We start from the raw sequence: 19,651 nt of genomic DNA on the forward strand, positions 1-19,651 counted from the left end.
ACCGCGCGAGACCCCCGCCAAGCTCCCAAGCCGTCAGCAGACGGCGTCAAACCATGGGTAGCGGGCATTCGGCAACAGGCTCTAAACCAGAGTGCTTTGTCCACCGGTGTCATCGGCGGCGGTCTCCCCGTCGTGCCGGCCCATCGGCTCATCGGTCCCGGGCCCGCCGATCGCGGCGGCCCGCCGGCTGCGATGATGGCCGGATCACCCGCGATGGTGTTTGATCGCGCTTGCCGCTGCCGCCCGGATCCGGGCGTTCCTCAAGACTGGCGCAATGGTGCAACCGGCGACGCGTTTGCCTTCAGGAAGGCTGCATAGCCTTGCGGGGTCAGTGTTCCGGCAGCCAGGGTCATCACGGCGTTGGCCGCATCTTCCTGACGTGCGGTGAAGGTGATGCCGTTCAGTTCAAGGAAAAGCACGCCCAGCAAGAACCCGGTGCGCTTGTTGCCATCGATGAAGGGGTGGTTCTGGACGATGCCTGCCGTATAGAGCGCCGCAAGCTGCACAATATCTGTCGCGTTTCCATAGGCGGCATATTGCCGTGGCCGCGCGAGTGCGGATCTCAGGAGCCCTTCATCCCGGACACCGGGTGCACCTCCATGGAGCACGAGCAACCTTCCGTGCAGGATCAATACCTCCTGTTCTTCTATCCAGACCGGCTCCATCATTTTGCGAGAATATGCAGGGTGTCACGGTAGCGGTGCATGATGTCTTCTGCCTTGGCCATCTTTTTCTCGAACGCAGGATCATAGGGCACAAGATGATAGCCGCCGTCTGGTGCTTCAGTCAGATAGAGAGGTGCGCCCTCCTGCGTGTTCAGGCGCGCGATAACCTCTTTGGGCAGCACGACTCCAAGGGAGTTGCCAAATTTGCGGACCTTCAATTCGACCATGAGAGCCTCCTGTATGTTATAATAAATGTAATAACACCTTCAGCTTCAGGCAAGCGTCCGCAGGATGTCCATCGGGGAGACGGCAGATGACGACCACCGGCGATCCCTTCGATCTGGCCCGCTTCAAGGCTGCGCAGGCCGGGGTCTTCGACGAGGCGCTGGCGGAGTTGCGCTGCGGGCGCAAGCGCCGGCACTGGATGTGGTTCATCTTCCCGCAGTTGCGGGTGCTGGGCCGATCGCCGACCGCTCGGCAATATGGGTTGAGCGGGCTGGGCGAGGCGCGCGCCTATCTGGCCGATCCGGTGCTGGGCCCGCGTCTGGTGGCGGCAACCCAGGCGGTGCTGGCGGCGGATGCGCCCTCGCTCCATGCCATCTTCGGCAGCCCCGATGATCTGAAGTTCCGGTCCTGCATGACGCTGTTCGCCCATGCCGGTGCAGTTGTCCATGCCGGCGGCCGGCCGGTGTTCCGGCATGCGCTGGATCGCTGGTGCGGCGGCGCGATGGACCCGTTGACCCTGGACGCGATCGGCGAGGGATGATCCTCTCCGACCGCTGTGCGGGAGAGCGGGGCCGCAGGTCAGGCGGTGCGGATGCCGGCAAGGAAGCGGTCGACCTGGGTGGTCAGCGCCTCAGCCTGGCGCGACAGGCCTTCCGACGCCTTAAGTAACTCGGTCGAGGCACTGCCGGTCTTTGCGGCCGCCTGACTGACACCGCCGATTTCCGACGACACCGCGCCGGTGCCGGCGGATGCCTGGCTGATGTTGCGGGTGATTTCCGACAGGGCGGCGTTCTGTTCCTCGACCGCGGCGGCGATGGCGGCGGCGATGTCGTTGACCTCGCGGATCGAGCGGGCAATCGCCTCGATGGCGTCGACCGCCTCGCGGGTGGTGGTCTGGATATCGCCGATCTGGCCGGCGATCTCGCCGGTGGCATGGGCGGTCTGGTCGGCGAGCGACTTCACCTCGCCGGCCACCACCGCAAAGCCGCGCCCGGCATCGCCGGCGCGGGCGGCCTCGATGGTGGCGTTCAGCGCCAGAAGATTGGTCTGGGCGGCGATGGTGGAAATCAGCTTCACGACATCACCGATGCGATCGGCCTTCTGCAGCAGTCCATCGACGATGACATTGGTGCCGTCGGCCTGATCGGCGGCCCGGCGCGCCTTGGTGGCGCTTTCGTCGATCCGCTGGCCGATCTCGGCGCTGGAGGCCGCGAGCTGGTTGGTCGCGGCGGCGACGGTCTCGACATTGCCGGTCGCCTGATCGGCGGCCTGGACCACCACACCCGCCCGGCGTTCGGTATCGGTCGCCGTGGTGCTGAGCGTCTGGGCGGAGGCGCGAACCTCGGTGGCCGATCTGGCAAGGCCGTTGATGACGCCGCGGACCTGGTCTTCGAATGTCTGGGCCAGCGCCGCCATGTCGCGGCGCTTCGCGGCCTGGGCCTCGCGCTCCGCCGCGGCCTGTGCCGTCCGGAAGCCTGCCGCGTCCACCGCATTGGCCTTGAACACCTCGACCGCGCCGGTGATGGCGCCGATCTCGTCGCGGCTGGCCACGGCCGGCACGGTGACGGTCAGGTCGCCCTGGCTCAACGCCAGAACCGCACGGGTCAGGCGCCGGAGCGGCCGCAGAGCGGCCATGCACCACGCCCCGAAGATCAGCCCCAGAAGCACGGCCAGAGCGCCCGCGGTCAGCATCAGCGACTGAAAGCCACGTGCGGCATCGCCGGCGCGCTGGCCCTCGACCTGGTTCTTGGTTTCCTGAAGATCGATGAACTGGTTGATCCGGGTCAGCCACTCGACGAAGCCGGGGCGGGCCTGTTCGATCAGCAACTGGCGGGCGGTGTCGACATCGCCGCCGCGTCGCGTGGCGATGATCCTGGTCGCCACCGGCATGACCCGGGCCTCGACCGCCTTGATCGCCGCCAGCATCTGCCGGTCTTCGGGCGTGACGCCGGTGCTGGTGGCGATCATCTGGTCCAGCTTGCGCGCCGCATCGGCATAAAAGGTTTCGAGTCGGCGGATGTCCTGTTCAACGGCACGCAGCGCCGTATCATCAGTCAGCAGCACCAGATCGCGGACGGCAATCGCCCGGTCATGGACGCTGCCACGAAAATCGATGGCGTGGCGTTGCTTGACGCTGTTCTGGGTGTTGATCCGGTTCAGCGTCTCGTCGATCGCATTGACCTGGACGATACTGAAGGCGGTCAGTGCCATCAGCAGAACAAGAACCGCACAAAAGCCCAGGATCAATCGGACGCGCAGGCTGGTGGCGGCAAAAACAGTCATGGGTGCCTTCTTCGGGTCATGCGGAGCGCGATGGAAAATACCAAGATCCGGAGCAAATCGCTGTTGACCATGGATTGTCAATCGCAACCTTGGTGCGACATGAAATAGCGGCCGCTTGCCCAGGGATGGAATAGAACAGGGTTAAGGAATCAATAATAAGCCCGGCTATAACTTGAGCGGAGATATATTCCGCATGGCGGATGTGCGTTCCACAAATTTGACCATCGCACCACCCGCCCTCTATCGTCTTCGGCGATGAAGCCGGTCCGTGGCGATGAAGTCGGGGGCAGGCCGCCCCCCTCCGCCTGCGGGCGACGCGGCCGGTCATCGGCGTCATCGACCACAGGATCGCCCCCGGCCTGGACCGGGCCGGATTGTCACCCCCGCTTGAGGACACGCCCGCATGGTCGCCCAAACCCCCGGCCTCGACCCCGAGACCCTGGACCAGCTGATCGGCACGGTGCGCCGTTTCGTGCGCGAGCGGCTGGTGCCGCTGGAACAGCAGGTCGCCGATGACGATGAGATCCCGCCGTCGGTTGTGGCCGAGATGCGGGAGCTGGGCCTGTTCGGGCTGTCGATTCCTGAGGATTTCGGCGGGTTGGGCCTCGCCATGTCGGAAGAGGTGCGGGTGGCCTTCGAACTGGGCTGGACCTCACCGGCCTTCCGGTCGCTGATCGGCACCAATAATGGCATCGGTGCCCAGGGGATCGTGATGGATGGCACGCCCGAACAGAAGGCGCAGTGGCTGCCGAAGCTGGCGGCGGGCGAGGTGATCGGCTCGTTCTGCCTGACCGAGCCCGAGGCCGGATCGGATGCGGGCAGCCTGCGCACCTCGGCGCGCCGCGACGGCGACAGCTATGTGCTGAACGGCACCAAGCGCTTCATCACCAATGCGCCGGAAGCCGGCATCTTCACGGTCATGGCGCGTACCAATCCTGAGATCCGTGGCGCCGGTGGGATTTCGGCGTTCATCGTCGAGCGGGGCACGCCGGGGCTGACGGTGGCGAAGACCGATCGCAAGATGGGCCAGCGCGGCGCCCATACCGCCGATGTCATCCTTGAAGACTGCCGCGTGCCGGCGGATGCGATCATCGGCGGGGTCGAGGGGGTTGGCTTCAAGACCGCGATGAAGGTGCTGGACCGCGGCCGGCTGCACATATCGGCCGTCTGCGTGGGGGTGGCCGAGCGGCTGATCCATGATGCGCTGGCCTATGCCATCGACCGCCGCCAGTTCGGTCAGCCGATCGCGGAATTCCAGCTCATCCAGGCGATGCTTGCCGACAGCCGCACCGAGGCCTATGCCGCGCGCTGCATGGTGGAGGACGCCGCACGCAGGCGCGATGCCGGCGAGGATGTGAACATGCTGGCATCCTGCGCCAAGCTGTTCGCATCGGAAATGGTCGGCCGGGTGGCGGACCGGGCGGTGCAGATCCTGGGTGGTGCCGGCTATATCGCCGATTATGGCGTCGAGCGGTTCTATCGCGATGTCCGGCTGTTCCGGCTGTATGAGGGCACCAGCCAGATCCAGCAGATCGTGATCGCCCGCAATATGATCCGGGAGGCGAAGGCGTGATGTCGACCACCGTCACGACGCCCCCACAGCCGCCGGCCTTCCAGGATCATGTCGGCGATATCACCCGCTATCGGCGTTTGCATGAGGTGATGGCGGCGGCGGCGGCGGCCCATCCCGACAAGCCCGCGATCGTGCATGATGACGGGCGTATCAGCTTCAGCGCCATGATGACCGGCAGCGCCGAGTTGGCGAAGCACTTCGATGCCTGGGGCATCCGCCCCGGCGACCGGCTGCTGATCGTGTGCGAGAACGCCCCGGCGCTGATCGGGGCGTTGCTGGCGGCCAGCCGGCGCGATGTCTGGGCGATCCCGCTGAACGCGAGGCTGACGGCGGCGGAAGTGGACCGGATTGCCGACCATGCCGGCGCCCGCCGCATCCTGTACACCACGGCGGTCTCGGCCGAGGCGCGGGCCCATGCCGATCGTGCCGGCGCCACCCCGGTTGATCTGGGCGTGTTCGGCATGGTGATGCTGTCGCCGCTGGCAGAGACTGTGACGCCCGAGCCGGTGGAGGACGACCCGGCGGCGCAGGTGGCGGCGCTGGTCTATACCACCGGCACCACCGGCGCGCCCAAGGGGGTGATGATCACCCATGCCAATCTGCTGCGGGTGGCCGAAACCTCGGGCCGGGGCCGGCACATCACCGCCGATGACGTGGTTTATGCGGTGCTGCCGATGTCGCATATCTTCGGCCTGTCGTCGGTGATGACCGGCTCGCTGATGCGGGCAGCCACCCTGCGTCTGGCGCCGCGTTTCGACACCGATGCCGTGTTCGCGGCCCTGGCCGATGAAGGCGTCACCATGTTTCAGGGCGTGCCGGCGATGTATCAGCGGATGCTGGCGGTGCTGAAATCGCGCGGCATCGACAGCATTGCCCGGCCACGGCTGCGCTATTGCTCGGCCGGCGGATCGCCGCTGGATCCTGCCGTGAAGGCGGCCGCCGAACGCCTGATGGGCACGGCCCTGCATAACGGCTATGGCCTGACCGAGACCACATCGGCCGTATCGCAGACCACGCCCCATGAACCGGCCACCGACGACACCGTCGGCCGGGCGCTGCCGGGCATGGCGGTGAAGGTGGTCGACGATCAGGACCGCGACCTGCCCGACGGCGCGGTCGGCCGGCTGTGGGTGCGCAGCGTGGGCGTGATGAAGGGCTATTACCGCGCCCCTGACCTGACCGCCGAGGTGATGCGGCCGGGCGGCTGGTTCGACACCGGCGATCTGGCGCGGATCGAGCGCGGGTTGATCTATATCGCCGGCCGGTCGAAGGAGCTGATCATCCGATCGGGGTTCAACGTCTATCCGCCCGAGGTCGAAGGCGTGTTGAATGCCCATCCGGATGTGGCGCAATCGGCCGTGGTCGGGCGCAGCGTGCCCGGCAATGAAGAAGTGGTGGCTTTCGTGCAGCCGGTGCCCGGCCGCCGGCTGACGGTGCCGGATCTGACGGCCTGGGTGACGGACCGGCTGGCGCCCTATAAGCGTCCGGCCGAGTTCGTGATCCTGGACATGCTGCCGGCCACGGCCACAGGCAAGGTGCTGAAGGCGCAGTTGAAGATGCAGGCTGTCCGGCATTGATGGTGGGGTTGATGGTGACCATCAACCCTGTACCATCAACCCTGTACCATCAACCCCTGGCCATCAACCCCGATGCCGCCGTGCCTCGATGGCGCGGCGGCGTTCCAGCCACAGACAGGCGGCGACGATCAGGGCCGCGCCGGCCAGCGAGGTCACCTGTGGCGTCACCCGCCAGACCAGCCAGTCATAGGCAAGCGCCCAGGCGAAGGCGGTGTATTCCAGCGGTGCCACGCGGTGGACCTCCACCCGCGACAGAGCCCAGGAAATCAGCCCGATTCCGGCAACGCTGAGCCCTGAGACCAGCAGATAGCCGCCGGTCTGAACGGGCGAGAGCGGCGACCAGTCGATCAGGGCGAAGGGCAGGGCCACCAGCCCCGCCACCAGATTGGCGCTGAGGGACAATGCCCCAAGCCCTTCCGACGGTGCCAGGGTGCGGGTGGTGACCACCATGCCGGCATAGCCGATCGTGCCGATGGCGGCGGAGAGATAGCCCAGCGCCGGGCCGTCAAGCCCCTGGACCATCAACCCCGGCGCCGCCACCACCAGCACCCCGGCGAAGCCCGCCGCCAGGGCGATGCCGGTGCCGCGCCCCGGCCGCTCGCCCATCAGCCCCCAGGCCAGCAGTACCGCCGCGATCGGCGCCGTGAACAGGATCGCATAGGCTTCCGCCAGCGGCAGCAGGGTGAAGGCGTGGAAGAAGCCGAAGCCGGCGATGGCCAGCAAGACCCCGCGCAACAGGTGGATCGCGGGCCGGCGCACCCGCCATACGGCAGCCTGCGGCCTGACCAGCCACCAGACCGCGATCCAGGGCAGGGACGCCAGCGATTTCATCAGCACCATCTGGCCGACGCCATGGCTGCCGCTCAGCAGCTTCATCACCACGTCCATCGACGACAGCATCGCCACCGCCAGCAGCATCGCCGCGACGGCGCGTTGATCGCGCACTGTTCCGGTGGGGCCGTCGGCAGCGGCGGTCATGACTGCCCTGCCGGAGAGAGCGGCAGGTCATACCGGTATTCCACCGACCGGCTGATATCGTCGAGCGCGCGGGTGCCGGGCGCCCGGATGAAGTCCCGCGCCTCATAGAAGGCATGGGCCTGGGTGAAGCGGGTATCCGTCCACAGCGTCAGGTGGGCGGCGCCGGCCGCGCGGGCCGTGGCGATAATCCGGTCGATCATGGCGGCGGCATGCCCCATACGCCGCGCGTCAGGCGACACATAGAGCTTGTGCACCTCGAAGGTCAGCGGTGGTTCGGCGGCGGCCGGCATGGTCGCGGCCATCGCCAGGATGCTGGCCGGGGTGGCTGGTCCGGCGGTATCGACGGCCACCCAGGCATTGCCGCCTCTGGCCGTGACATGAGAGGCATAGGCGCGAAGTTCGGGCAGTTCGCCGTCGACATCCAGGATGCAGCCCGGATAGGCCTGCCAGCAGCGATCGATCAGATCGATCAGCGCCGGGGCATCGGCGTCGATCAACGGCCGGATGAGGCTCGCGTTGCCATGGCGGGCAGGCGCCGGAGGGTCGGGCCGGGTGGTGGTATGGGGCCGGGGGGCGGTATCGGGCATGGGAGCGGGGTCCGGGCAGGTCTGGCGGGGCACGCTGTCAGCCTCGCCGATCCGCCGCCGCCGGTCCATCCAGGATTTCTGGGGGTAAGACGCAGCCGGGCCGGGGGGGCTGATGTGCATCGAAACCGCCGCGCTACTGTCATCCGCGCGTCACCGCCCGTGTGATAGAGCGGACACATGGATGGGGCGTGGAGGTCGACATGGCTGGACGGGGCATAATCAAATCGCTGCGGGTGCGGATTCTGGTTCTGGGCGGCGGGATCCTGATCGCCGGCTTCGGCATCGCGGCCGGCTATGTGCTGCGCACAGAAGAGGCCGCGGCGGAGCGCAGCGCCGGGCGTATCCTGGCCGAGACCGCCGCCCGGCAGGCGGCGGTGATTGCGGGCGAGATCGGCCGGGCGGTCGCCCTGGCCGAGACCATGGCCGCCGGCCAGACCGGGATGGTCGCCGCCGACATCACCGATCGCACGGCCCTGGCCGCGGCCCTGCATGGCGTGATCGCCGCGGAAGCCGGCGTCGTCGGCGGCGGCCTGGGCTGGCAGCCGGGCCTGCCCGATGGCCGCGATGCCGAATTCCGGGGCACCCCGCTTGGCGATGCCGATGGCCGGTTCGTGCCCTATATGTCGCGCACCGTCGAAGGCGGGGTCGCGGTCGAACCGCTGATCATGGACGAGGCCGCCGATGCCTGGTACGGCGCGCCGATGCGGGCCGGGCGCAGCCTTGTGACCGAGCCCTATCTCTATCCGGTGGCCGGGCGCACGGTGCTGATGACCACCGCCGCGGCGCCGGTGTTCAAGGATGGCCGGGCGGTGGGCGTGGCCACGATCGATCTGGGCCTGGACGACCTTCAGGCGCGGATCGGCGCGGCGCGGCCCTTCGGTGCCGGGCAGGTGACGCTTCTGTCTGCCGATGGCCTCTGGGTGGTGCATCCCGATGACGCGCGCCGGGGCAGCCCGGCCACGGAACCCGCGCTTCGCGAGATCTTGAAGGCCGCGAGCGACGGGCCGGTCGAGCGCCGGCTGGATGGTGCGGCGGTCGCCGGGCCCGCCGGGCCAGTGATGGTTCGGGCACTGCCCGTTGATCTGGGTGAGCATGATCAGGGTAGGGGGGCCGCGCGTTGGACGGTGCTGGTGACCGTGCCCGAGGCCGCCGTGTTCGCCGAGGCCCGGGTGGTGGAGCAACGGCTTCTGATCGGCCTGATGGCGATCGTGGCCGCGGCCGGGCTGGCGCTGTTCTGGATGGGCCATGCGGTGGCACGGCCGATCCGGGGCCTGACCGGGGTGATGGGCCGGCTGGCCGATGGCGACCGGCGGGTCGAGGTTCCGGCGACCGCGCGCGGCGACGAGATTGGTGCCATGGCCCGGGCCGTGGTGGTGTTCCGCGACGGGCTGGCGCGGGCCGACGAGATGGATGCCGAGGCAGAGCGTCGCCATGCGCAGCACGAGGCGGAGCTGGCCGCCGAGCGCCAGCGCATCGCCGATGCCTTCGAACGCGATACCGGCCGGATGCTGCGGGATCTGGTGGCCGCGGCCGGCCGCATGCGCGATACCTCGGGCGAGATGGGCCAGATGTCGGCCAGTTCGATCGATGGCGCCCGGGCGGTGGACCGCGAATCCCGCGCCGCCGCCGCCAATGTCCAGACCGTGTCGGCGGCAGCCGAGCAACTGACGGCCTCGATCGGCGAGATCGGCATCCAGGTTGGCCGGGCGCGCGGTGCCGCCGACCGGGCGGTGGATGAAGCCGCCACCGCCGATGGTCAGGCGAAGCGGCTGGCCGAGACCGGGCGGGTGATCGGTCAGGTGGTGTCGCTGATCGGCGATATTGCCGGCCAGACCAATCTTCTGGCCCTGAACGCCACCATCGAGGCGGCGCGCGCCGGCGAGGCCGGCAAGGGCTTTGCGGTGGTTGCCTCTGAGGTGAAGGCGCTGGCCGACCAGACCGCGCGGGCGACCGCGAATATCTCTGGCCAGTTGGGGGAGATCGAGGGGGCTGCCGCCGATATGGGGTCGGCCATCGACCGGGTGACCGTCAGCATCCGCGAAATGCACGAGATCGCCCTGACCATCGCCTCGGCGATCGAGCAGCAGAGTGCTGCCACCGCCGAGATCGCCCGTAATGTCCAGGAGGCAGCCACCGCGACAGACCGGGTCTCGGAGCGGGCGAGCGAGGTCGGTCGCGCCGCCGACCGCACCGGCGATGCCGCCGATGCGGTGCTGGGCGGCACGGATGACCTGACCAGCACCATCGACCAGCTCGACCGGGTGGTGCAGGACGTCCTGGCCGGAATCCGCGCCCGCTGACCGGAGGCGGGATCAAAACTGTTGACGGGCAAGCCCGCCATCCCGCAGGCTTGCCCGGTTCGTTTCATCGCGCGACATCCGGTCGATGCGCGCCATCAGGGAGAAGGAGGGCCGTCATGATCATCGATATCCGCACCGCCTTCCGCGCCCGGATGCCGTCTCGCCCCGATCTGACCGCCCGCGTATCGGTATCGGTATCGGTATCGATTGCCCGAATTTGCCGCCCGGTCTCTGCGGAGGCCGGGACCGGCGCGCCCGTTTTGCGCCGGCAAAGTCTGACAGGCACCGCCTGACCATCCGGTTTCCCGGCCGCGGCTGATCGCCGCAGTCGCGCCGCCCGGATGGGGCGGCACGATCCGGAAGACCGATGATGACCGATACCGTCGATACTGCCCTCGATACCACTCTCGACAATCATGCCGCCAGCCATGGCACCGATCATGGCGCGGCCGCGCCGGTGCTGCTGCCCGAAACCGCGTTTTCCGCCCGCCGTGATCCCGCGACCGAGACCATGCTGGCGGCCGACTGGCAGACCGGGGCGCTGCATCGCCGGGTGCATGATGCCTGCGCCGGCCGCCCACGCTGGGTGTTGCATGACGGGCCGCCCTATGCCAATGGCGACATCCATATGGGCCATGCGGTCGACAAGCTGTTCAAGGACATGCTTGTCCGCGCCCGGCGGATGGCCGGCTATGATGCGGTGCTGGTGCCGGGCTGGGACTGCCATGGCCTGCCGATCGAATGGGCGGTGGAAGAGGAGATGCGTGGCCAGGGTCGCCAGCGCCGCGACATCGACCCGGCGACGTTCCGTGCCGCCTGCCGCGCCCGCGCCGAACACTGGGTGGCGCGCCAGGCGGATGGCTTCCGCCGCCTGGGGGGTGCTGGCCGACTGGGATCATCCCTATCTGACGATGAGCGCCGAGGCCGAGGCGGCGACGGTGGCCGAGCTGCACCGGCTGCTGGCCGATGGCCGGGTGTTCCGGGCAAGGCGCCCGGTGCTGTGGTCGGTGCCTGAGGCAACCGCGCTGGCCGATGCCGAGGTGGTGTACAAGCAGGCCGCATACCGGTCGCTGACCTTCCGGATGGCGGTGGAGGCCCATGACGGCTGCCCCGAACTGGCGGGCGCCGACCTGCTGGTCTGGACCACGACCCCCTGGACCCTGCCTGCCAATCGGGCCGTGGCCGCGGCGGCCGATGCCGATTACCACCTGCTGCCGCTGTCCGACGGCTCGCGGGTGCTGATCGCGGCGGCGGTTGCAGATGCGGTGGTGGCGCAGACCGGGCTTGCGGCCGGCGCGCCGCTGATGACACTGACCGGTGCGGCCCTGGCCGGCGCGGTGCTGCGCCACCCGCTGGCGGCGCTGGGCTATGGCCCGACCGTGCCGCTGCTGACCGCCGGCTTCGTCGAGACCACCACCGGCACCGGATTCGTGCATGTGGCGCCGGGGCTGGGGCCGGATGATCACCGGCTGGGCCTGGCCCATGACCTGCCCGTGGACGTGATCATGGAGGCCGACGGGCGCTATTGCGCCGGGTTGCCGGGCTTCGGCGGCGCGGTGGTGATCGACGAGCGGGGCCTGCCGGGCGATGCCGATGACCGGGTGATCCGGGCCCTGGCCGATCTGGGCCGGGTGGCGCATCTGGGCCAGGACGTGCACGACGCCGCCCATAGCTGGCGGTCGGGCGCGCCGCTGGTCTGGCGGGCGACCGACCAGTGGTATCTGTCGATCGACGACGATCTGCGTGCCCGTGCCCGCGCGGCCCTGGAGCGGGTCGCCTTCCTGCCGCCTGAGGCCCGCAACCGGATGCTGGCGATGCTGGATGGCCGCCCCGACTGGTGCATCAGCCGCCAGCGTGCCTGGGGCGCGCCGATCGCCCTGTTCGTGCACCGCCGGACCGGCGCGGTTCTGGATGACCCGGCGGTGCTGGCCCGCAGCCGCGATCTGATCGCGGCGGGCGGCGCCGATGCATGGTTCTCGGGTGATCCGGCCGAGGTGCTGGGCGCGGATCTGCCGAAGGGAGGCCATGATCCCGCCGACTGGCTGCGGGTGGATGACGTGCTGGATGTGTGGTTCGAAAGCGGCTGCACCCATGGCTGGGTGGTCGAGGGCCGTTTCGGGCTGGGCACCATCGCCGATCTGTGCTCGGAAGGCTCCGACCAGCATCGCGGCTGGTTTCAGTCGTCGCTGATCGAGGCGGTGGCCACGCGCGGCCACGCGCCGTTCCGTGCCCTGCGCACCCATGGCTTCGTGCTGGACGATGCCGGGCGCAAGATGTCGAAATCGGCCGGCAACGGCGTGTCGCCGCTGGATGCGGCCGATGCCTGGGGCGCCGATGTGCTGCGGCTGTGGGTGGCCGCATCGGATACCGCGCGCGATGTGCGCTTCGCCCCTGAAACCATGCGGCTGCATGCCGAAACCCTGCGCCGCATCCGCAACACCCTGCGCTGGATGCTGGGCAATCTGGCAGCCGCCCCGGCAGGGCTTGTGCCGCCGGCGGACCGGCTGGAACGGCCTGAGAGGCTGCTGTTGTCGCGGCTGGCCGAAATCGACGGGGCCTTGCGCGACGATCTGGACGCGACCGATCCGGCGGCGATGCTGGACCGGCTGGTGCGGTTCTGCACCGACGACCTCTCGGCCGGCTGGTTCGCGGTGCGCAAGGACGTGTTGTATTGCGACGCCGCGACCAGCCCGCGCCGGCGGGCGGTGGCGGCGGTGCTGGCGCGGGTGTTCAACCATCTGGTCGCCTGGATCGCGCCGATCCTGCCCTTTGCCGCCGAGGAGGCATGGCGTGCCCGCTGGGGGGATGGCGCCGGCAGCGTCCATGAACGGATGTGGCCGGCTGTGGACCCGCTGTGGCTCGACCCAGGCTCGATCCTGGCCAATCGTCATCTCGACGGCTTGCGCGCCACCGTCAGGGCCGCGGCGGAACCAGCCCGCCGTGCCGGGCTGATCGGCCGGCTGGACCATGCGGCGCTGACCCTGCAGCTGCCCGGGGCGATGGCGGCCGATCTGACCACGGACGAGCTGCGGCTGTTGCTGGGGGTGGCGACCCTGACCGTGCGCCGCGACGCGGGGGAGGGGCAGCCGCGGGTGGTGGGTCTGGAGCGGTCGGCCCGCCCGGTCTGCCAACGCTGTCGTCAGCCGGTGGCGGTTCTGGTGGCGCCGCGCGATCTGTGCCCGCGCTGCGATGCCGTCCGCTGACCCGGCAAGGCCGGGGGCGCGGCTGGACCCCGCCCCCTCGGCCGCTTAAGCTTGGGCCATGTCCGAGCGCCTGATCGATCCGCTGCCCGATGAGCCCGACCCCGCCGGCGCCCGCCACGACCTGTCGGGGCTGGAGGTGGCGCGTGCGCGCACCATCGCGCGCCTGCCGCTGAACGCTTTGCGGGCATTCTCGGCGGCGGCACGCACCGGCGGCATGGCGGCGGCGGCGAACGAGCTTGGCCTGACGCCCGGCGCCGTCAGCCAGCAGGTGAAGACCCTGGAAGACCGGCTGGGCCTGAAACTGTTCGACCGGTCGGCCCGCGCCGTGCGGCTGACCCCCGTCGGCGCCGATCTGGCCGAGGCGGCACAACAGGCGCTGGACCGGCTGGCCCATGCCTATGAACGCGCGCTGGCGCGAACGGCACCCGACGTGCTGACCGTGGGTGTGCCGCCGAGCTTCGCCAGCCTGTGGCTGGCACCAAGGATCGGCGGCTTTCTGAAGGCGCGGCCGGATGTGGCGGTGCGGCTGGATTCCCAGCGTCACCACGTCGATCTGGCGCGGGGCGAGGCCGATATCGCGCTCCGCTGGGGGCGCGGTGTCTGGCGTGGGCTGGTGGCGGCGCCGGCGATGGCGGCGCGGCTGCATGCCCGTCCCGATCTGGCGCCGGCCGATCTTCTGGATGAAATCCGGCTGCATTTCGCCGAGCTGGATGACTGGGGCTGCTGGCTGCGCGCGGCCGGTGTGCCCATGACCTGTGTGCCCATGACCTGCGTGGCGGCGGCGGCCATGGATGCCCGCCCGGTGGCCGGGCCGGTGTTCAGTGAAAGCACCGCGGTGATCGAGGCGGCGGAGGCCGGCCAGGGCATCGCCATCGGCCGGCCGTTCCTGGTGGCGGATGCGGTCGCGGCCGGGCGGCTGGTGCCGCTGTTTCCGGCGATCGAGGCCGATGATGGCTGGGGCTATTATCTGGTCGCCACCGAAACCGCCCTGCGCCGGCCGGTGGTGGCGGCGTTCCGCGACTGGCTTCTGGCCGAGGTGGCCCGCACGCCGGACATGGCCCGTACGCCGGACATGGCCCGCACGCCGGACATGGCGCGCACGCCCACGGCGACAGGCAGCGCCTGATATGGCGGCATCATGCGCCGCCGGTCCAGTGCCGCCAGACCGGCCAGGCCTCGACCAGACCGGCGAAGCGGCCATAGCCGGCGGCATCGGGATGGGCGCCATCACCCGCGGCAACCTCGGCCATCCACACCGGATCGGCGGCCAGCGCCTCGAACACCGGCAGCCAGGGCACGTCCAGATGATGGCAGACCGGCGCCAGCGCATCCGACAGCGTGCGGATGCGCAGATTGGTTTCGGGCTCGGTTGCGGCGATCGGCGGCGGGCCGATCATCAGCACCGGGCGCCGGGCACTGGCCACCCTGAGGATCGCCTCGGCATTGGCGAGGCTTTCGGCCATGGCGATACGGGTGCCGGACGGTGTGGCGGCGGCGGTGCGGTCGTTGACCCCGAACGAGAACACCAGCCGGCCGTCGATGCCATCAGGCAGCCGGGTGCGGGACTCGGCGATCCAGCGTTCGGCGATGTCGCGGGTGGTGTCGCGGCGCACCCCCAGATTATAGGCGGTGAGGTCAAGCCCCCGGCCGCGGGCGGCGGTGGCGACCCGCCCCACCCAGCCCATGCAGGCGCTGTCGCCGGCACCGGCCACGAAACTGTCGCCGATGAAGCAGATCCGCATCTGGTGCGGCTGTCCGGCACCGGCCGGTCCACTGTTCATGCCACGGGCCATCGTCGTCATGCGCGTGCGATCCTGGTCAGCGCGGCACGGTCGGTGAGGGTGATCCGGCCATAGGCGCGGATGATCAACCCGTCACGCGCCCAGGTGCCGAGCAGGCGGTTGATGGTCTGGCGCGAGGCGCCGAGCATGTGGCCCAGTTCTTCCTGCGGCAGATGCAGGGCGATGCGGGTGGCGGTGCCGTCGGGCTCGCCATAGGCATCGGCCAGGGCCAGCAGCCGCTTGGCCAGCCGCCGGTCCAGCGGCAGGAAGGCTTCGTCCTCCAGCGCCGAAAAGGTCATCCGCAACCGCCGGCACAGCAGCACCAGAAGCTGATACGACAGCGTGGCATGGTCGGCCAGCAGTCGGTGGAAGGCCGGCTTGGGCACCACCAGCAACTCGGTCTCGCCCAGGGTGACGGCATCATGGGTGCGGCGGCCACCGTCGATCAGGGCGATCTCGCCGAACCACTCACCCGGTTCAAGCACCGCAATGATCAGTTCGCGACCGTCATTGCCGGCCGATGCGATGCGCACGGCGCCGGACACGATTCCGAACAGGGCGTCGGCCTCGTCGCCCTTGGCATGGATCAGCTGGCCGTCGCCCAGACGACGCCTGATCCCGGCCGCCGCCAGCAGCCGTGCGGCGTCTTCGGGCAGCCCGGTCAGCTGAATGCCGGCATCGACGGGTGCCTGATCGGACGGTGGCGGCGCGGGCATGACAAACTCGACGGGATCAAGAAGCGGGGGGATCAAGGGGCGGGGGGGGGGGATCAAGGGGCGGCGGAGGTGACTGTCGCATCGAAGACAGACCGTCCATCGGCCTGACAGTACCATGTTTGTCCCGGAACCGGCTTCCGGGCAAGGCACCGAATGTGTTGCCGGGCGAGAATGACGAACGCGACCGCCCCGTGGGGGTGGCGCCGCCGCACCCGAGGGAGGACGATTTCTGCGATGAACGCGATCCGAGGACATGACGATCCGGCCGCCCGCGCCGGCTTCAGCCGTATGCAGGAGGGCACCGCCGAGGACTGGGCCAGGATCGCCACCAGCTTCCGCGCCTATGCCCGCGCTCTGCCCGACCGGGTGATGGCGCATCTGAAGCTGCTGGACGGCGATTTCGGCGGCTTCCCCATCGACCGCCTGCATCATTCGCTGCTGACCGCGACCCTGGCCCATCAGGCGGGCGAGGACGAGGAATACGTGGTCTGCGCCCTGCTGCACGACATCGGCGATACGCTGGGCAGCTATAACCATCCGGATGTGGCGGCGGCGATCGTGAAGCCGTTCGTGTCGCCCGACAATCACTGGATGGTCGAGAAGCACGGGCTGTTCCAGGGCTATTATTTCTTCCACCATATCGGCCTGGACCGCGATATCCGGGAACAGTTCCGGGGCCATCCGAATTTCGACCGCACGGCCCGGTTCTGCGAGGTCTATGACGCGCCGGCCTTCGACGCGGCGGCAGACTGCATGCCGCTGGAGGCGTTCGAGCCGATGCTGCGCCGGGTGTTCGCAGCACCCAAGCAGTCGGTCTACAAGGCCGCGATGGAGAAGGTTGCGTGATGACCGTTCAGCAGACACCGGCCATGGCGCCGGCGAGCGAGGCCAGACGCCCGGCCACAGAGCCCGCACCGATGAGCGGCGCCGCCGCGCGCTATGGCAACCTGCCGCGCGCGCCGCGCTTCGAACGGGTGGAGGATGCCCGCCTGCATGCCAAGCAGCGGCTTGCGGCAGGCTTCCGGATCTTTTCCCGCTTCAATCTGGATGAAGGGGTCGCCGGCCATATCACCGTGCGCGATCCCGAACATCCGACCACCTTCTGGACCAACCCGTTCGGGGTGCATTTCAGCCAGATCAAGGTGTCGAACCTGATCCGGGTGGATGAAGACGGCAACGTCGTGGATGGCGACGCGATCTGCAATGCGGCAGCTTTCGCCATCCATTCGCGCATCCACAAGGCGCGCCCCGACGTGATGGCTGCCGCCCACAGCCATGGCGTCTATGGCCGGGCGTGGTCGACACTGGGCCGGCCGCTGGATGCGATCACCCAGGACAGCTGCGCGTTCTGGAACGATCACGCCCTGTTCGACGATTTCGGCGGCGTGGTGGTGGAACTGGATGAAGGCGACCGTATCGCCAACGCCCTTGGCAGCAACAAGGCCGCGATCCTGCAGAATCATGGTCTGCTGACCGTGGGCGGCAGCGTCGACGAGGCGGTGTGGTGGTATGTCGCCATGGAGCGCTGCTGTCAGGTGCAGTTGATGGCGGAGGCCGCCGGCACGCCCAAGGTGATTTCCGACGACTCCGCGCGGCAGTCTTATTCCGTGGTCGGCTCCGCCCAGGCCGGCTGGTTCCAGTTCCAGCCGCTCTATGCCCGGATCGTGAAGGAGCAGCCCGACCTGCTGGACTGAACGGCTTGATCTGCATGGGTTGAGGACATTGGCTCGTCTGCGTGCATGCACCGTTTCGCCATCGGCGATGGTTGCAGCCGCAGGCGCGCCCATCTGGCTTAGGGAGCGAGCGGCGATGGCCGCCGGTCGCATCCCGAACCGGAGGCCTTGAAAGATGACTGATCACGAGAAGGATCTGGCAAGCCTGGTGCCGCCTGTGACCGTCACCCGGCGCGGCTTCACCCTGGGATCGCTGGCTGTGGGTGGCGCCATGGGCATGGGGTTCGCCGTGGCGGCTCTGCCGGTGCGGGCGGAAACCCGCGTCACCACCGACGCGACCGGGCTGGATGAAGGCCGCTTCACGCTGCCGGTCGCCGGTTTCGACGTGCCCTGCTATTCGGCCCGGCCGGCCGGTGGCACCATGTTGCCGACGGTGCTGGTGGCGCCCGAGATCTTCGGCCTGCATGAACACATCGCCGATGTCTGCCGGCGGCTGGCCCATCAGGGCCTCCTGGCGGTGAGCTTCGATCCCTTCGCCCGTCAGGGCGACGTGGCGACGCTGCCGGACGTTCAGACGATCATCTCCACCGTGGTGTCGAAGGTGCCTGATGCCCAGGTGATGGCCGACCTGGACGCGATCGCGGCCCATGCCGGATCGACGCTTGGCGGCGATCCGGCGAAGCTGGGCATCACCGGCTTCTGCTGGGGCGGGCGCATCACCTGGCTGTATACCGCCCATAACGATGCGGTGAAGGCCGGGGTGGCCTGGTATGGCCGGCTGATCGGTGCGGCATCCGATCTGACCCCGCGCCAGCCTGTGGATGTGGCGGGCGACCTGTCGGGGCCGGTGCTGGGCCTGTATGGTGGTGCCGATAGCGGAATTCCGGTCGAGACGGTGGACCAGATGCGTCAGGCTCTGGCCGCCGCCGGCACACCCGCCGCCGCGGCATCGGAGATCGTGGTCTATCCCGACACCCCCCATGCCTTCAATGCCGATTACCGGCCGAGCTTCCGGCCCGAGGCCGCGGCCGATGGCTGGACGCGCTGTCTGGCGTGGTTCCGCGACCACGGCGTCGCCTGACGCCGCGCCGCCGTCATCCTGCCGGCGGCGCGGCAGGGACATGAAGGCTGCTCCGCCGGCTGGCGATGAAGTCCAGGAAGGCGCGCATGGCCAGGGGCATCTGCCGCCGGCTGGGATAATACAGATACCATTCCGGAATGCGGGGCGACCAGTCGTCGAGCACCTGCACGACCGTGCCCGCCTCCAGAGAGGGCTGCGCGTAACCGTCGAGCACCCAGCCGAGGCCGATCCCGTCCTGCGCCGCCCGCATCACATGGTGTGCGCTGCTCACCGTCAGCCGGCCCTCGGGCGCTATGGCGACGGCGCGCCCCGCCTTCTCGAACCGCCAGTGGAACATCGTTCCGCCAGGGAAGCGCTGGCGGATGCAGTTGTAGCCGGTCAGGTCGTCGGGCGTGGCGGGCGTGCCGTTCACGCGCAGATAGTCGGGCGCGCCCACCACCACATACCGCAAGGGGGGGCCCAGCGGGATGGCGATCATGTCGCGCGCCAGTTCCTCGCCGAACCGCACGCCGGCATCGAAGCCGCTGTCGACGATATCGACCTTCGCGGCGTCGCTGATCAGTTCCAGTGCCACATCCGGACAGGCATCGAGAAAGGCTTTGGCCAAAGGTTGCAGGACAAAGTCGATCGCAGGCATCGGCGCGTTGATGCGGATGGTGCCGGCCGGCCGGCGCCGGAAGCCTTCGATGTCGTCGACGGCCTCCGCGACGTCGCGCAGCGCCACGCGCAGCCGGCGCAGAAGCTGTTCGCCGGCATCCGTCGGCGCCACGCTGCGGGTGGTGCGGTTCAGAAGACGCACGCCAAGCCGTTCCTCAAGGTTCCGGATCGCCTGACTGAGCGCCGAGGCCGAGACGCCCCGCTCCGCCGCGGCCTTGCGGAAGCTCCGCGCATCCGCGACAGCGGCGAAGACCTCCAGTTCGGCAAGGTTGGGACGCTTCATTGTAAACCTGCTCTAATCAGATCGATAAGAACTGGACATATTATCGAACAATCTCAACCGTTCCATCAT

Annotated in this window: 19 protein-coding genes; 11 read left to right on the top strand and 8 right to left on the bottom strand. The window is 69.0% G+C overall.

The features are described from left to right. Window positions 1-260: 260 nt before the first annotated feature. Window positions 261-668: a type II toxin-antitoxin system death-on-curing family toxin gene (locus IEW15_RS09450; protein WP_188577171.1), complete on the bottom strand. Its 408-nt coding sequence runs from the start codon at window positions 666-668 to the stop codon at window positions 261-263. Continuing rightward, window positions 665-892 (bottom strand): AbrB/MazE/SpoVT family DNA-binding domain-containing protein, encoded by a 228-nt coding sequence (locus IEW15_RS09455; protein ID WP_188577173.1) that lies wholly within the window; start codon window positions 890-892, stop codon window positions 665-667. Before IEW15_RS09455 ends, IEW15_RS09450 begins: the two co-directional genes overlap by 4 nt. Before the next feature lie 86 nt (window positions 893-978). Between IEW15_RS09455 and IEW15_RS09460 the strand changes: the two genes are divergently transcribed. Then, a complete protein-coding gene (locus tag IEW15_RS09460; protein ID WP_188577175.1) occupies window positions 979-1,431 on the top strand; it encodes a DUF1810 domain-containing protein in 453 nt (150 codons plus the stop codon). 38 nt (window positions 1,432-1,469) lie between these two features. Here IEW15_RS09460 and IEW15_RS09465 read toward each other — a convergent pair whose 3' ends face one another. After that, window positions 1,470-3,173: a methyl-accepting chemotaxis protein gene (locus IEW15_RS09465; protein WP_188577177.1), complete on the bottom strand. Its 1,704-nt coding sequence runs from the start codon at window positions 3,171-3,173 to the stop codon at window positions 1,470-1,472. Window positions 3,174-3,576: 403 nt separating this feature from the next. On the opposite strand from IEW15_RS09465, the gene IEW15_RS09470 reads away from it, so the two are divergent. Both IEW15_RS09470 and IEW15_RS09475 read left to right on the top strand, forming a co-directional pair. Next, entirely contained in the window at window positions 3,577-4,746 is a 1,170-nt protein-coding gene (locus IEW15_RS09470; protein ID WP_188577179.1) for an acyl-CoA dehydrogenase family protein, read from the top strand. Further along, the gene (locus IEW15_RS09475; protein ID WP_188577181.1) at window positions 4,746-6,323 is read left to right on the top strand and encodes a class I adenylate-forming enzyme family protein; all 1,578 of its coding nucleotides are present in this window, start codon (window positions 4,746-4,748) and stop codon (window positions 6,321-6,323) included. Before IEW15_RS09470 ends, IEW15_RS09475 begins: the two co-directional genes overlap by 1 nt. A 63-nt stretch (window positions 6,324-6,386) precedes the next feature. Here IEW15_RS09475 and IEW15_RS09480 read toward each other — a convergent pair whose 3' ends face one another. Beyond that, entirely contained in the window at window positions 6,387-7,301 is a 915-nt protein-coding gene (locus IEW15_RS09480; protein WP_188577183.1) for a DMT family transporter, read from the bottom strand. Further along, window positions 7,298-7,888, bottom strand: coding sequence for a GNAT family N-acetyltransferase (locus IEW15_RS09485; RefSeq protein WP_188577185.1), 591 nt, complete (start codon window positions 7,886-7,888; stop codon window positions 7,298-7,300). Before IEW15_RS09485 ends, IEW15_RS09480 begins: the two co-directional genes overlap by 4 nt. Before the next feature lie 200 nt (window positions 7,889-8,088). Here IEW15_RS09485 and IEW15_RS09490 point away from each other — a divergent pair, with 200 nt between their 5' ends. The 5 genes from IEW15_RS09490 (at window position 8,089) to IEW15_RS09505 (ending at window position 14,517) form a co-directional block, all read left to right on the top strand. Further along, window positions 8,089-10,188, top strand: coding sequence for a methyl-accepting chemotaxis protein (locus IEW15_RS09490; protein ID WP_188577187.1), 2,100 nt, complete (start codon window positions 8,089-8,091; stop codon window positions 10,186-10,188). A 116-nt stretch (window positions 10,189-10,304) separates the two neighbouring features. Further along, window positions 10,305-10,481, top strand: coding sequence for a hypothetical protein (locus IEW15_RS09495; protein WP_188577189.1), 177 nt, complete (start codon window positions 10,305-10,307; stop codon window positions 10,479-10,481). Between the two features lie 77 nt (window positions 10,482-10,558). Further along, window positions 10,559-11,203: a class I tRNA ligase family protein gene (locus tag IEW15_RS25865; RefSeq protein ID WP_229707964.1), complete on the top strand. Its 645-nt coding sequence runs from the start codon at window positions 10,559-10,561 to the stop codon at window positions 11,201-11,203. Then, on the top strand, window positions 11,100-13,391 hold the full coding sequence (locus tag IEW15_RS26330; protein ID WP_268237153.1) for a class I tRNA ligase family protein: 2,292 nt from the start codon (window positions 11,100-11,102) through the stop codon (window positions 13,389-13,391). The genes IEW15_RS25865 and IEW15_RS26330 overlap by 104 nt, the downstream gene beginning before the upstream one ends. A 58-nt stretch (window positions 13,392-13,449) precedes the next feature. Next, a complete protein-coding gene (locus tag IEW15_RS09505) occupies window positions 13,450-14,517 on the top strand; it encodes a LysR substrate-binding domain-containing protein (protein ID WP_188577193.1) in 1,068 nt (355 codons plus the stop codon). A gap of 10 nt (window positions 14,518-14,527) precedes the next feature. Here the strand turns inward: IEW15_RS09505 and IEW15_RS09510 are convergent, their stop codons facing one another. After that, window positions 14,528-15,193 carry a GDSL-type esterase/lipase family protein gene (locus IEW15_RS09510; RefSeq protein ID WP_229707965.1) on the bottom strand — a complete coding sequence of 222 codons (666 nt, stop codon included), beginning with the start codon at window positions 15,191-15,193 and terminating at the stop codon, window positions 14,528-14,530. Beyond that, entirely contained in the window at window positions 15,190-15,888 is a 699-nt protein-coding gene (locus IEW15_RS09515) for a Crp/Fnr family transcriptional regulator (RefSeq protein WP_188577194.1), read from the bottom strand. The genes IEW15_RS09510 and IEW15_RS09515 overlap by 4 nt, the downstream gene beginning before the upstream one ends. A gap of 234 nt (window positions 15,889-16,122) precedes the next feature. Here IEW15_RS09515 and IEW15_RS09520 point away from each other — a divergent pair, with 234 nt between their 5' ends. The 3 genes from IEW15_RS09520 to IEW15_RS09530 all read left to right on the top strand — a co-directional run bounded on the left by IEW15_RS09520 (window position 16,123) and on the right by IEW15_RS09530 (window position 18,642). After that, window positions 16,123-16,734, top strand: coding sequence for an HD domain-containing protein (locus tag IEW15_RS09520; protein ID WP_188577196.1), 612 nt, complete (start codon window positions 16,123-16,125; stop codon window positions 16,732-16,734). Window positions 16,735-16,805: 71 nt separating this feature from the next. After that, the gene (locus IEW15_RS09525; RefSeq protein ID WP_188577279.1) at window positions 16,806-17,582 is read left to right on the top strand and encodes a class II aldolase/adducin family protein; all 777 of its coding nucleotides are present in this window, start codon (window positions 16,806-16,808) and stop codon (window positions 17,580-17,582) included. A gap of 154 nt (window positions 17,583-17,736) precedes the next feature. Further along, the gene (locus IEW15_RS09530) at window positions 17,737-18,642 is read left to right on the top strand and encodes a dienelactone hydrolase family protein (protein WP_188577198.1); all 906 of its coding nucleotides are present in this window, start codon (window positions 17,737-17,739) and stop codon (window positions 18,640-18,642) included. 13 nt (window positions 18,643-18,655) lie between these two features. Here IEW15_RS09530 and IEW15_RS09535 read toward each other — a convergent pair whose 3' ends face one another. Beyond that, entirely contained in the window at window positions 18,656-19,582 is a 927-nt protein-coding gene (locus IEW15_RS09535) for a LysR family transcriptional regulator (protein ID WP_188577200.1), read from the bottom strand. Between the last annotated feature and the right edge of the window lie 69 nt (window positions 19,583-19,651).

This window comes from Tistrella bauzanensis (genome assembly GCF_014636235.1).
Lineage (GTDB): Bacteria > Pseudomonadota > Alphaproteobacteria > Tistrellales > Tistrellaceae > Tistrella > Tistrella bauzanensis.